This is a genomic window from Lysobacter brunescens, assembly GCF_042677005.1.
GTDB lineage: Bacteria > Pseudomonadota > Gammaproteobacteria > Xanthomonadales > Xanthomonadaceae > Lysobacter_I > Lysobacter_I brunescens.
Genome location: NZ_JBHTIF010000001.1, coordinates 1,817,423 through 1,829,714 on the forward strand (window position 1 = coordinate 1,817,423; position 12,292 = coordinate 1,829,714).

Annotated in this window: 20 protein-coding genes; all 20 read left to right on the top strand. The window is 63.9% G+C overall.

The window, feature by feature from the left end; translation table 11 throughout:
• Window positions 1–103 precede the first annotated feature (103 nt).
• The 20 genes from fusA to rplR all read left to right on the top strand — a co-directional run bounded on the left by fusA (window position 104) and on the right by rplR (window position 12,155).
• A complete protein-coding gene (fusA, locus tag ACFQ0E_RS07880) occupies window positions 104–2,221 on the top strand; it encodes an elongation factor G (RefSeq protein ID WP_386823123.1) in 2,118 nt (705 codons plus the stop codon).
• A 102-nt stretch (window positions 2,222–2,323) separates the two neighbouring features.
• Window positions 2,324–3,514 carry an elongation factor Tu gene (gene tuf / locus ACFQ0E_RS07885; protein ID WP_386823116.1) on the top strand — a complete coding sequence of 397 codons (1,191 nt, stop codon included), beginning with the start codon at window positions 2,324–2,326 and terminating at the stop codon, window positions 3,512–3,514.
• Window positions 3,515–4,076: 562 nt separating this feature from the next.
• Window positions 4,077–4,388: a 30S ribosomal protein S10 gene (rpsJ, locus tag ACFQ0E_RS07890; protein WP_005408208.1), complete on the top strand. Its 312-nt coding sequence runs from the start codon at window positions 4,077–4,079 to the stop codon at window positions 4,386–4,388.
• Between the two features lie 10 nt (window positions 4,389–4,398).
• Window positions 4,399–5,049, top strand: a complete 651-nt coding sequence (gene rplC, locus ACFQ0E_RS07895; RefSeq protein WP_137851357.1) for a 50S ribosomal protein L3 — start codon at window positions 4,399–4,401, stop codon at window positions 5,047–5,049.
• An 11-nt stretch (window positions 5,050–5,060) separates the two neighbouring features.
• Entirely contained in the window at window positions 5,061–5,666 is a 606-nt protein-coding gene (rplD, locus tag ACFQ0E_RS07900; protein WP_386823124.1) for a 50S ribosomal protein L4, read from the top strand.
• A complete protein-coding gene (gene rplW / locus ACFQ0E_RS07905; RefSeq protein WP_386823125.1) occupies window positions 5,663–5,959 on the top strand; it encodes a 50S ribosomal protein L23 in 297 nt (98 codons plus the stop codon). Before rplD ends, rplW begins: the two co-directional genes overlap by 4 nt.
• A 10-nt stretch (window positions 5,960–5,969) precedes the next feature.
• Window positions 5,970–6,797 (top strand): 50S ribosomal protein L2, encoded by an 828-nt coding sequence (gene rplB, locus ACFQ0E_RS07910; protein WP_137851360.1) that lies wholly within the window; start codon window positions 5,970–5,972, stop codon window positions 6,795–6,797.
• A 6-nt stretch (window positions 6,798–6,803) separates the two neighbouring features.
• Window positions 6,804–7,070 carry a 30S ribosomal protein S19 gene (gene rpsS / locus ACFQ0E_RS07915; protein WP_137851361.1) on the top strand — a complete coding sequence of 89 codons (267 nt, stop codon included), beginning with the start codon at window positions 6,804–6,806 and terminating at the stop codon, window positions 7,068–7,070.
• A 10-nt stretch (window positions 7,071–7,080) separates the two neighbouring features.
• Window positions 7,081–7,416, top strand: coding sequence for a 50S ribosomal protein L22 (gene rplV / locus ACFQ0E_RS07920; RefSeq protein WP_137851362.1), 336 nt, complete (start codon window positions 7,081–7,083; stop codon window positions 7,414–7,416).
• Window positions 7,417–7,418: 2 nt separating this feature from the next.
• Window positions 7,419–8,168, top strand: coding sequence for a 30S ribosomal protein S3 (gene rpsC, locus ACFQ0E_RS07925; protein ID WP_137851363.1), 750 nt, complete (start codon window positions 7,419–7,421; stop codon window positions 8,166–8,168).
• Window positions 8,169–8,170: 2 nt separating this feature from the next.
• Window positions 8,171–8,584 carry a 50S ribosomal protein L16 gene (gene rplP / locus ACFQ0E_RS07930; RefSeq protein ID WP_386823126.1) on the top strand — a complete coding sequence of 138 codons (414 nt, stop codon included), beginning with the start codon at window positions 8,171–8,173 and terminating at the stop codon, window positions 8,582–8,584.
• Entirely contained in the window at window positions 8,584–8,769 is a 186-nt protein-coding gene (rpmC, locus tag ACFQ0E_RS07935) for a 50S ribosomal protein L29 (RefSeq protein WP_137851365.1), read from the top strand. Before rplP ends, rpmC begins: the two co-directional genes overlap by 1 nt.
• A gap of 12 nt (window positions 8,770–8,781) precedes the next feature.
• The gene (gene rpsQ, locus ACFQ0E_RS07940; protein ID WP_137851366.1) at window positions 8,782–9,045 is read left to right on the top strand and encodes a 30S ribosomal protein S17; all 264 of its coding nucleotides are present in this window, start codon (window positions 8,782–8,784) and stop codon (window positions 9,043–9,045) included.
• A 15-nt stretch (window positions 9,046–9,060) separates the two neighbouring features.
• The gene (gene rplN, locus ACFQ0E_RS07945; RefSeq protein ID WP_137851367.1) at window positions 9,061–9,429 is read left to right on the top strand and encodes a 50S ribosomal protein L14; all 369 of its coding nucleotides are present in this window, start codon (window positions 9,061–9,063) and stop codon (window positions 9,427–9,429) included.
• 14 nt (window positions 9,430–9,443) lie between these two features.
• Window positions 9,444–9,758, top strand: coding sequence for a 50S ribosomal protein L24 (gene rplX / locus ACFQ0E_RS07950; RefSeq protein WP_386823127.1), 315 nt, complete (start codon window positions 9,444–9,446; stop codon window positions 9,756–9,758).
• Between the two features lie 11 nt (window positions 9,759–9,769).
• Window positions 9,770–10,312: a 50S ribosomal protein L5 gene (rplE, locus tag ACFQ0E_RS07955; protein WP_386823128.1), complete on the top strand. Its 543-nt coding sequence runs from the start codon at window positions 9,770–9,772 to the stop codon at window positions 10,310–10,312.
• Between the two features lie 16 nt (window positions 10,313–10,328).
• Window positions 10,329–10,634 (top strand): 30S ribosomal protein S14, encoded by a 306-nt coding sequence (rpsN, locus tag ACFQ0E_RS07960; protein WP_137851370.1) that lies wholly within the window; start codon window positions 10,329–10,331, stop codon window positions 10,632–10,634.
• 192 nt (window positions 10,635–10,826) lie between these two features.
• Window positions 10,827–11,222: a 30S ribosomal protein S8 gene (gene rpsH, locus ACFQ0E_RS07965; protein ID WP_386823129.1), complete on the top strand. Its 396-nt coding sequence runs from the start codon at window positions 10,827–10,829 to the stop codon at window positions 11,220–11,222.
• Between the two features lie 13 nt (window positions 11,223–11,235).
• Complete coding sequence (gene rplF, locus ACFQ0E_RS07970) at window positions 11,236–11,763, top strand: 50S ribosomal protein L6 (RefSeq protein ID WP_386823130.1); 528 nt, start codon at window positions 11,236–11,238, stop codon at window positions 11,761–11,763.
• Window positions 11,764–11,795: 32 nt separating this feature from the next.
• Window positions 11,796–12,155 (top strand): 50S ribosomal protein L18, encoded by a 360-nt coding sequence (gene rplR / locus ACFQ0E_RS07975; protein ID WP_137851373.1) that lies wholly within the window; start codon window positions 11,796–11,798, stop codon window positions 12,153–12,155.
• The last annotated feature ends 137 nt before the right edge of the window (window positions 12,156–12,292 follow it).

Here is a 12,292-nt window from a genome sequence, read left to right on the forward strand (position 1 = left end):
ATCGACATCAAGACCCCGGAGGCCGCCGCAAGGCGGCATCCGGCCATTCAGGCCCGGGCATTCGTCCCATCCGGATTCCGGGCACCCAGACGAGAGAATCACCGTGGCCCGTACCACTCCCATCGAGCGTTACCGCAACTTCGGCATCATGGCGCACATCGATGCCGGCAAGACGACGACGACCGAACGCATCCTGTTCTACACCGGCGTCAACCACAAGATCGGCGAAGTGCACGAAGGTGCCGCGACGATGGACTGGATGGAGCAGGAGCAGGAGCGCGGCATCACCATCACTTCCGCCGCCACCACGGCGTTCTGGAAGGGCATGGACAAGTCGATGCCGGAGCATCGCTTCAACATCATCGACACCCCCGGGCACGTGGACTTCACCATCGAAGTCGAACGCTCGCTGCGCGTGCTCGACGGCGCCGTGTTCGTGCTCTGCGCGGTCGGCGGCGTCCAGCCGCAGTCCGAAACCGTGTGGCGCCAGGCCAACAAGTACGCCGTGCCGCGCATGGCCTTCGTCAACAAGATGGACCGCACTGGCGCCAACTTCGACAAGGTCGTGGAACAGCTGAAGAGCCGTCTCGGTGCCTACGCCGTGCCGATGCAGGTGCCGATCGGCGCCGAGGAAGGCTTCGAAGGCGTCGTCGACCTGCTCAAGATGAAGTCCATCATCTGGAACATGGAAGACAAGGGCGCAACCTTCGTCTACGGCGACATCCCCGCGCACCTGGCCGACAAGGCCGCCGAAGCGCGCGCGTTCATGGTCGAGGCTGCCGCCGAAGCCAGCGAAGAGATGATGGACAAGTACCTCAATGAGGGCGAGCTGACCGAAGAGGAAATCATCGCCGGCATCCGCGCCCGCACGCTGAAGGTCGAAATCGTTCCCGTCTTCTGCGGCACCGCGTTCAAGAACAAGGGTGTCCAGGCGATGCTCGACGCGGTCGTGCAGCTGCTGCCGTCGCCGATCGATCGTCCGCCGGTCAAGGGCATCGACGAGGACGACAAGGAGTCCAGCCGTACCGCCGAAGACACCGCGCCGTTCTCGGCGCTGGCGTTCAAGATCATGACCGACCCGTTCGTGGGTTCGCTCACGTTCTTCCGCGTCTATTCGGGCACCCTGAACTCGGGCGACCAGGTGTACAACCCGGTCAAGTCGAAGAAGGAGCGCATCGGCCGCATCCTGCAGATGCACGCGAACAATCGTGAGGAAATCAAGGAAGTCCGTGCCGGCGACATCGCCGCTGCGGTCGGCCTGAAGGACGTCACGACCGGTGACACGCTGTGCGCGCAGGACGCGATCATCACGCTCGAGCGCATGACGTTCCCGGAGCCGGTGATCTCGATGGCCGTCGAGCCGAAGACCAAGTCGGACCAGGAAAAGATGGGTATCGCCCTGGGTCGCCTGGCGCAGGAAGATCCCTCGTTCCGCGTCCGTACCGACGAGGAATCGGGCCAGACCATCATCGCCGGCATGGGCGAGCTGCACCTCGACATCATCGTCGACCGCATGCGCCGCGAGTTCAACGTGGAAGCGAACGTCGGCAAGCCGCAGGTGGCCTACCGCGAAACCATCCGCAAGTCGGACGTGAAGTCGGACTACAAGCACGCCAAGCAGTCGGGTGGTAAGGGTCAGTACGGTCACGTCGTGATCGAACTGTCGCCGATGACCGAAGCGGACCGCGCCGATTCCGACGTCAAGAACGATTTCCTGTTCATCAACGACATCACCGGCGGCGTGATCCCGAAGGAATTCATTCCGGCCGTCGAAAAGGGCCTGCGCGAAACCATCACCAGCGGCCCGCTCGCCGGCTTCCCGGTGGTGAACGTGAAGGTCAAGCTGGTCTTCGGTTCGTACCACGACGTCGACTCGTCGGAAATGGCGTTCAAGCTCGCCGCGTCGATGGCCTTCAAGGAAGGCTTCCGCAAGGCCGATCCGGTCCTGCTGGAGCCGATGATGAAGGTCGAAGTCGTGACGCCGGAAGAGTATGTCGGTGACGTGATGGGCGACCTGAGCCGTCGTCGCGGCCTGCTCCAGGGCCAGGACGACACGCCGTCGGGCAAGACCATCAATGCGATGGTGCCGCTGGGCGAAATGTTCGGCTACGCGACCACCATCCGCTCGCTGACCCAGGGTCGCGCGACGTTCACGATGGAATTCGACCACTACGCCGAAGCGCCGACCAACATCGCCGAAGCGGTCATCAAGAAGAGCTGAGGTTCGTGACACGGAAGCCGGGGCCCGCCATGCGCGCGGTTCCGGCCTTCCGGATCAGGAATCCCGAATCAACAATCCAGTCATTTCTAGAGAGACATCACCATGGCAAAGGGTAAGTTCGAGCGCACCAAGCCGCACGTGAACGTGGGCACGATCGGTCACGTTGACCACGGCAAGACGACGCTGACGGCGGCGCTGACGAAGATCGGCGCGGAGCGTTTCGGCGGCGAGTTCAAGGCGTACGACGCGATCGACGCGGCGCCGGAAGAGAAGGCCCGCGGCATCACGATTTCGACGGCGCACGTGGAATACGAAAGCCCGACGCGCCACTACGCGCACGTGGACTGCCCGGGTCACGCCGACTACGTGAAGAACATGATCACCGGTGCCGCCCAGATGGACGGCGCGATCCTGGTGTGCTCGGCCGCTGACGGCCCGATGCCGCAGACCCGCGAGCACATCCTGCTGTCGCGTCAGGTCGGCGTGCCGTACATCGTCGTGTTCCTGAACAAGGCCGACATGGTGGACGACGCCGAGCTGCTCGAACTGGTCGAGATGGAAGTGCGCGAGCTGCTGAGCAAGTACGACTTCCCGGGCGACGACACCCCGATCATCCACGGCTCGGCCCGTCTGGCGCTGGAAGGCGACCAGAGCGAGATCGGTGTGCCGGCGATCATCAAGCTGGTTGAGGCGCTGGACACCTGGATTCCGGAGCCGCAGCGCGACATCGACAAGACCTTCCTGATGCCGGTGGAAGACGTGTTCTCGATCTCGGGTCGCGGCACCGTCGTGACCGGCCGTATCGAGCGCGGCATCATCAAGGTCGGTGACGAAATCGAAATCGTCGGCATCCGTCCGACGCAGAAGACGACGGTCACGGGCGTTGAAATGTTCCGCAAGCTGCTGGATCAGGGTCAGGCAGGCGACAACGCCGGTCTGCTGCTGCGCGGCACGAAGCGTGACGACGTGGAGCGCGGCCAGGTGCTGTGCAAGCCGGGTTCGATCGCGCCGCACACGGACTTCGAAGCCGAAGTGTACGTGCTGTCGAAGGACGAAGGCGGCCGTCACACCCCGTTCTTCAAGGGCTATCGTCCGCAGTTCTACTTCCGCACGACGGACATTACGGGCGCCTGCCAGCTGCCGGAAGGCACGGAGATGGTGATGCCGGGCGACAACGTGAAGATGACGGTGCAGCTGATCAACCCGGTGGCGATGGACGAAGGCCTGCGCTTCGCGATCCGCGAAGGCGGCCGTACGGTCGGCGCCGGCGTCGTTGCCAAGATCATCAAGTGATCGATTGCCGCAGGTGATCGATCGTCCCGGCGCAGGTCGGGATCCTGCTTGAAGCGCGGTTCCTGCTCCGGCATTTCCGGGGCAGGCCTCCAAGCCCCGCCGCCTATCGGCTGGCGGGGTGGAAGAGAAAGGAGGGCGGGTGGCCTTGCTTGCAAGACCATCCGACGTCCCCTACAATGCACGACCTTTCGCGCACAGCCTGTTCAGGTTCTGCGCGAAAAAGCGAAATGAGGCGCGGGATGCGGCTCGTCTTCGCCGGACATGGAATCGTCGCGATGGCATCGCTCCGCCCGTCCCGAAATTGTTCGGGGCAACAGTGGCGGGGCAGGTTGTCGCGTCTTCGGATTTCATTCTGGCGGGCCGGGCAACCGGCCTGCCTTTGTTTTTGCCGCTCCAATATTGATGTTCTGCTTGCCGAGCGTAGTGTTTCGGCGTCCTCCCGGGGCTTGACTCTTTCCGGAAGGTCAATCGCTTCAATGAGTTGCGGTATCCAGCGGTACAAAAGGGGGTTCGGCGCACCTAGCCGCCGGGCCTGTCGCTCTTTCTACGAGGAATTTCCGTCATGGCGGATCAGAAAATCCGGATCCGGCTGAAAGCGTTCGATCATCGTCTGATCGACCGTTCGGCCAGCGAGATCGTCGAGACGGCTAAGCGGACGGGCGCCCAAGTGCGCGGCCCGATCCCGCTGCCGACCAAAATCGAACGCTACACCGTCCTGGTGTCGCCGCACGTCGACAAGGACGCGCGCGACCAGTACGAGACCCGCACGCACAAGCGCGTGCTCGACATCGTCGACCCCAACGACAAGACCGTGGACGCGCTGATGAAGCTCGAACTGGCTGCCGGCGTCGACGTCCAGATCAAGCTGACCTGAGGCCCGGACCATGACCGCGAAGAAATATTCGTTGGGCATCGTCGGCCGCAAGGCCGGCATGAGCCGCATGTTCACCGAGGACGGCAAGTCGATCCCGGTGACCCTGATCGAAGCCACCCCGAACCGCATCGTCCAGGTCAAGACCCCGGACACCGACGGCTACAGCGCCGTGCAGGTCACCGCTGGCGTCAAGCGCGCTGCGCTGATCAACAAGCCGGAAGCCGGTCACCTCGCCAAGGCGAAGGTCGAAGCCGGCCGTGGCCTGTGGGAGCTGCGCGTCGAAGCCGACAAGATCGGCGACTTCCAGGTGGGCGGCGAGATCAAGGCCGACATCTTCGAAGTCGGCCAGATCGTCGACGTCCAGGGCGTCACCAAGGGCAAGGGCTTCCAGGGCACGATCAAGCGCTGGAACTTCACCATGGGCGACGCGACGCACGGTAACTCGCTGTCGCACCGCTCGCCGGGTTCGATCGGCCAGCGCCAGACGCCGGGTCGCGTGTTCCCGGGCAAGAAGATGTCCGGCCACATGGGTGCCGAGACGCAGACGACGCAGCGCCTGGAAGTGGTCAAGGTCGACGCCGAGCGCGGCCTGATCGCGATCAAGGGCGCGGTCCCCGGCGCGCCGGGCGGCGACGTCATTGTCCGTCCGACCACGAAGTAAGGGAGACGACAATGGAACTCGCCATCACCAACAGCAGCAACAAGATCACCGTCTCCGACGCGATCTTCGGCCGCGAATACAATGAAAACCTGGTGCACCAGGTGGTTGTTGCCTACCGCAACGCCGGTCGTGCCGGCACCAAGGCGCAGAAGACCCGCGCCGAAGTCAACGGCACCACCAAGAAGTCGAAGAAGCAGAAGGGCGGCGGCGCGCGTCACGGCGCCCTGACGGCCCCGATCTTCGTCGGCGGCGGTCGCGCCTTCGCGGCGAAGCCGCGCAGCTTCGCGCAGAAGGTCAACCGCAAGATGTACCGCGCCGCGATCGCCGCGATCCTGTCCGAACTGAACCGCCAGGGCCGCATCAAGATCGTCGAAGCCTTCGACATAGATGCCCCGAAGACCAGCGGCCTCGTCGAGAAGCTCAAGGGCTTCGAGCTCGGCCAGCGCCCGCTGATCGTCACCGAAGACGCCTCCGAGAACCTGTTCCTGTCCTCGCGCAACCTGCCGTACGTGCAGGTCCGTGACGTGCAGGGCCTGGATCCGGTGGCCCTGGTCGGCGCCGACAGCGTCCTGATGACCGCCGATGCGGTCAAGAAGATCGAGGAGTGGCTGGCATGAACGACGCCAAGCTCTATAACGTGATCCGTGCACCCCGCGTGTCCGAAAAGACCGTGCGCGGCCAGGAACACAATCAGTACGCCTTCGAAGTCGCCACCGATGCGACGAAGGCCGACATCAAGGTCGCCATCGAGAAGCTGTTCGATGTGCAGGTCAAGTCGGTCAACGTCGTGAACGTGAAGGGCAAGAACAAGGCGTTCCGTTACCGCAATGGTCGCCGCGGCGACTCGCGCAAGGCGTACGTGACCCTGGCCGAAGGCCAGACGATCGACGTCACCGCGGTCAAGGTCTGAGGAATCACCGATGCCATTGATGACTTTCAAACCCACTTCCGCAGGCCGCCGCAGCGCGGTCCGCGTGGTCACGCCGGGCCTGCACAAGGGCGCCCCGCATGCCGCGCTGGTCGAGAAGCAGGGCAAGACCGGCGGCCGTAACCATCACGGCCGCATCACCACCCGCCACATCGGCGGTGGCCACAAGCAGCACTACCGCATCATCGACTTCAAGCGCGACAAGGAAGGCATTCCGGCGAAGGTCGAGCGGATCGAATACGATCCGAATCGCACCGCGCACATCGCGCTGCTGTGCTATGTCGACGGCGAGCGTCGCTACATCATCGCGCCGAAGGGCCTGAAGGCCGGCGACCAGGTGATCTCGGGCAACGATGCGCCGATCAAGGCGGGCAACACCCTGCCGCTGCGCAACATCCCGGTCGGTTCGACGGTGCATTGCATCGAGATGAAGCCGGGCAAGGGCGCCCAGCTCGCCCGCGCCGCCGGCGCCGGCGTGCAGCTCGTCGCCCGCGAAGGCATCTACGCGATGCTCCGCCTGCGTTCGGGCGAAATGCGCAAGGTGCCGGCCGAGTGCCGCGCCACCATCGGCGAAGTCGGCAACACCGAACACAACCTCGAGAAGCTCGGCAAGGCCGGTGCTGCTCGCTGGCGCGGCGTCAAGCCGACCGTCCGCGGCGCTGCCATGAACCCGGTCGACCATCCGCACGGTGGTGGTGAAGCGAAGGCCGGTCAGGGCAACCCGCACCCGGTCACCCCGTGGGGCGTCCCCACCAAGGGTTACAAGACCCGCAAGAACAAGCGCACGCAGAAGTTCATCGTGCGTGACCGCAGGAGCTAATCGACCATGGCACGTTCACTCAAGAAGGGTCCGTTCGTCGACCACCACCTCATCAAGAAGGTGGAGACTGCGGGCAACAACAAGAAGCCGATCAAGACCTGGTCGCGTCGTTCCACCATCCTGCCGGAAATGATCGGGTTCACGATCGCCGTGCACAACGGGAAGAACCACATCCCGGTGCTCGTCAACGAGAACATGGTCGGCCACAAGCTCGGCGAGTTCGCTCTGACCCGGACCTTCAAGGGTCACGGCGGCGACAAGAAGGGCAAGTAAGGAGATGACCATGGAAGCCAAAGCTATCCTGCGCACCGCGCGCATCTCCCCGCAGAAGGCCCGCCTGGTCGCCGACCAGGTGCGCGGTCTCTCCGCCGAGCGTGCCGTGAATCTGCTCCGTTTCTCGGACAAGAAGGCCGCCGCCATGATCCGCAAGGTCGTGGAGTCCGCCATCGCCAACGCCGAGAACAACCAGGGCGCCGACATCGACCTGCTCAAGGTCAAGACCATCACGGTCGACGAAGGCCCGTCCCTGAAGCGTTTCATGGCCCGCGCCAAAGGCCGCGGTACCCGCATTCTGAAGCGCACCAGCCACATCACCGTGGTCGTGGGCGAGGGCAAATAAGTATGGGTCACAAAGTTCATCCGACCGGTATCCGCCTCGGCATCGCCAAGGACTGGAACTCCAAGTGGTACGCCGGCAAGAAGGAATACGCCGAGTACCTGGCCGCCGACCTGAAGGTCCGCGAGATGCTGCGCAAGAAGCTGGCCGCCGCCGGGATCAGCAAGATCCTGATCGAGCGTCCTGCGAAGACCGCGCGCGTCACCGTGCACACCGCCCGTCCGGGCGTGGTGATCGGCAAGCGCGGCGAGGACATCGAGAAGCTGCGCAAGGAAATCAGTGACGTGATGGGCGTCCCCGCCCACATCAACGTCACCGAAGTCCGCAAGCCGGAACTCGACGCCCAGCTCGTGGCCGAATCGATCGCCCAGCAGCTGGAGCGCCGCATCATGTTCCGTCGCGCGATGAAGCGCGCCGTGGGCAATGCGATGCGTCTCGGTGCGCTCGGCATCAAGGTCAACGTCGCCGGCCGCCTCAACGGCGCCGAAATCGCCCGCTCGGAGTGGTACCGCGAAGGCCGCGTGCCGCTGCATACCCTCCGCGCCGACGTCGACTACGGCTTCGCCGAAGCCCACACCACCTACGGCGTGATCGGCATCAAGACCTGGATCTACAAGGGCGAGATCTTCGATTTCTCCCAGGTGGGCCAGGAAAAGCAGGACGACACGCCGCGCGAACGCGGTGAGCGTGGCGACCGTAACGATCGTGCCGATCGCCCGCGCGGCCCGCGCCGTGACCGTGAAGCGAGGGACTAATCATGTTGCAACCCAAGCGAACCAAATATCGCAAGGTCTTCAAGGGCCGCAATGAAGGTCTGAGCTGGAACGCCAACCAGGTCAGCTTCGGCGAATACGGCCTCAAGGCCACCATGACGGGCCGTCTGACCGCGCGTCAGATCGAGGCCGCGCGCCGCACGATCAGCCGCTACGTGAAGCGTGGCGGCAAGATGTGGATCCGCGTGTTCCCCGACAAGCCGATCACGCAGAAGCCGATCGAAGTCCGAATGGGCTCCGGTAAGGGCAACGTCGAGTACTGGGTCGCGCAGATCCAGCCCGGCCGCATGATCTATGAAATCGAGGGCGTCGACGAGGCGACCGCGCGCGAGGCGTTCCGTCTGGCCGCCGCCAAGCTCTCGGTCACCACCACTTTCGTGACCCGGACGGTGCGCTGATGGAACTCAAGCAACTCAAAGCCAAGTCGGCCGACGAGCTGAAGGCCCATCTGACCGACCTGCAGAAGGAGCAGTTCTCGCTCCGCATGCAGAAGGCTACCGGCCAGCTCGCCAAGACCCACGACATCCGTCGCGTGCGCCGTGAAATCGCCCGCGTCAACATGTTGCTCGGTCAGCAGAAGTAAGGACTGACGACAATGAACAATTCCGAAAAGAAGCAGCGCACGGTCCAGGGCCGCGTCGTCAGCAACAAGATGGACAAGACCGTCACCGTGCTGGTCGAGCGCCTGGTCAAGCACGAGCTGTACGGCAAGTACATCCGCCGCTCCACCAAGCTGCACGCCCATGACGCCGACAACAGCTGCAACGAAGGCGATGTCGTGCGCGTGGCCGAGTGCGCCCCGCTGTCCAAGACCAAGAACTGGCGCGTCGTCGAAATCGTCGAACGCGCGGCCGAATAACGAGGAGGCTGAATCATGATCCAGATGCAGAGCCACCTCGAAGTGGCCGACAATTCCGGTGCGAAGGAAGTGATGTGCATCAAGGTGCTCGGCGGCTCCAAGCGCCGCTACGCGCACATTGGCGACATCATCAAGGTGTCCATCAAGGACGCCATTCCGCGCGGCAAGGTGAAGAAGGGCGAGGTCTACAACGCCGTCGTGGTCCGCACCCGCAAGGGCGTGCGCCGTGCCGACGGTTCGCTGATCCGTTTCGACGCCAACGCCGCCGTGCTCCTCAACAACAAGCATGAGCCGATCGGCACCCGCATCTTCGGACCGGTGACGCGCGAACTGCGCTCCGAGAAGTTCATGAAGATCGTCTCGCTCGCGCCCGAAGTGCTCTGAGCGGAGGAAAAGACATGAATCGCATCAAGAAAGGCGACCGCGTTCTCGTCATCGCCGGCAAGGACAAGGGCAAGCAGGGCGACGTCGTGAACGTTGCAGGCGACCGCGTGTTCGTCTCCAACATCAACATCGTCAAGCGCCACACCAAGCCGAACCCGCAGGCGGGCCAGCCCGGTGGCGTGATCGAGCGCGAAGCCTCGATCCACATCTCCAACGTCATGCTGTTCAACCCTGCCTCGGGCAAGGGCGAGCGCATCGGAATCAAGAAGCTGGAGGATGGACGCAAACTGCGTGTGTTCCGCTCCAGCGGTGAGGCGGTCGACGCCTGAGGAATGCAAAAATGACGACTCGTCTGGAACAGTTCTACAAGGATGAAGTGGTGCCGAAGCTGATGAAGCAGTTCGGCTACACCAATCCGATGGAAGTGCCGAAGCTGCAGAAGATCACGCTCAACATGGGCGTGGGCGAAGCCGCTGCGAACAAGAAGGTGCTGGAGAACGCCGTCGCCGACCTGGCCAAGATCACTGGCCAGAAGCCGGTGGTGACAAAGGCCCGCGTCTCGGTGGCTTCGTTCAAGATCCGCGATGGCTGGCCGATCGGCTGCAAGGTGACCCTGCGTCGCGCCAAGATGTTCGAGTTCCTCGATCGCCTGGTGAACATCTCGCTGCCCCGCGTCCGCGACTTCCGCGGCGTGTCGGGTCGCTCGTTCGACGGCCGCGGCAACTACAACATGGGCCTGAAGGAACAGATCATCTTCCCGGAAATCGACTTCGACGCCGTCGACGCGATCCGCGGCATGGATATTGCCATCACCACCACCGCCAAGACCGACGCCGAAGCGAAGGCCTTGCTGGAAGCGTTCCGCTTCCCGTTCCGCAACTAATCAGGACACGCATTCCATGGCAAAGACCTCGATGGTGAACCGCGAAGTCAAGCGGGCCAAGCTGGCGAAGAAGTACGCCGCCAAGCGCGAAGCGTTGAAGAAGATCATCAACAGCCAGGACGGCGACTTCGACGAGAAGATGGCGGCTGCGGCCAAGCTGCAGAAGCTGCCGCGCGATTCTTCGCCGTCCCGCCAGACCCTGCGCTGCGCCCTCACCGGTCGTCCGCGCGGCGTCTACCGCAAGTTCGGCCTCGGCCGCAACAAGCTCCGCGAAGCCACCATGCGTGGCGACGTGCCGGGCCTGCGCAAGGCCAGCTGGTAATCGGTCCTTAGGGACTGATAGACTAGGCGGCTGCTACACGCGGCACCCTGCAGGCCGGACTTGTCCGGCCTGCAGCCGTCTCCGACGGCAGGCCCGGTTCGCCGGGCGTCACCCGGACTCCCGTCCGGTTCACAACCCAAGACAGATTTCGCGAAAGCGGATATCGGTGCTACTCATCAAGGTGACTCTGCAATGAGCATGACTGATCCCATCGCCGACATGCTGGTCCGCATCAAGAATGCGGCCGCAGTCGGCAAGCAGACGGTGAAAATGCCGTCGTCCAAGATCAAGGTCGCGATCGCCAACGTCCTCAAGGACGAAGGCTACATCGGCGACATCCGCGTGACCGAGAACGGCGCCAAGGCCGAGCTCGAGATCGTCCTGAAGTACTTCGAAGGCAAGCCGGTCATCGAGCGCCTGCATCGCGTGTCGCGTTCGGGCCTGCGCCAGTACCGTGGCAAGGACGAACTGCCGAAGGTTCTCGGCGGTCTCGGCGTCGCCATCATTTCCACCTCCAAGGGCATCATGACCGATGCGCAGGCGCGCCAGCAGGGCGTCGGCGGTGAAGTCCTGTGCTTCGTGGCGTAAGGAGAACGATCCCATGTCTCGCGTCGCCAAAAAGCCGATCGCCCTCCCGAAGGGTGTCGAATTCAACATCCAGTCCGACAACGTGAGCGTCAAGGGCCCGAAGGGCACCCTGTCGATCGCCAAGCCGGCCGGCATCGAAGTGAAGATCGAAGACGGCAATGCGCTGCTCTCGGCCAACGACGATTCGCTGGTTCCGCTGACCGGAACCCTGCGTGCCATCCTGTCGAACATGGTCCACGGCGTCAGCCAGGGCTTCGAGCGCAAGCTCGAGCTCGTCGGCGTCGGCTACCGTGCCGCCATGCAGGGCAAGGACCTCAGCCTGTCCCTGGGCTTCTCGCATCCGGTCGTGTTCCCGGCACCGGAAGGCATCACCATCGCCACGCCGACGCAGACCGAGATCCTGATCTCGGGCGCCGACAAGCAGCGCGTCGGTGAAGTCGCCGCCAAGATCCGTGGCTTCCGTCCGCCGGAACCCTACAAGGGCAAGGGCGTGAAGTACTCCGACGAAACCATCATTCGCAAAGAAGCCAAGAAGGCCTAATCGCGCCTATCCGCTTCTTGAGGATCAAGATCATGAGCAGCATCAAGAACACCGCCCGCCTGCGCCGCGCCAAGTCCACGCGCGCGCATATCCGCGAACTCGGCGTGCCGCGCCTGACCGTGCTGCGCACCGGTCAGCATCTCTACGCCCAGGTGTTCACCGCCGACGGCTCCAAGGTGCTGGCTGCGGCCAACACCATGCAGGCTGCCGTGGGTGAGGGCCTGAAGAGCAAGAAGAACAGCGACGCCGCCGCGAAGGTGGGTCGTGCCATTGCCGAGCTGGCCAAGGCTGCAGGCGTCGAGAAGGTCGCGTTCGACCGCTCGGGCTACCGCTACCACGGCCGCATCAAGGCCCTGGCCGAAGCCGCCCGCGAGGGTGGCCTGCAGTTCTGAGTCACGACGGCCCGGGTGTATGCCCGGGCCGTCCCGTTCCTCGTCCGCAGCGCCCCATGGCGCACGGACGACTGCCGGGAACTTGAAGCGGGCCGCCGCGGTCCACATCGAGTCTCCTCTGCCGCCGGCGCGGTCTG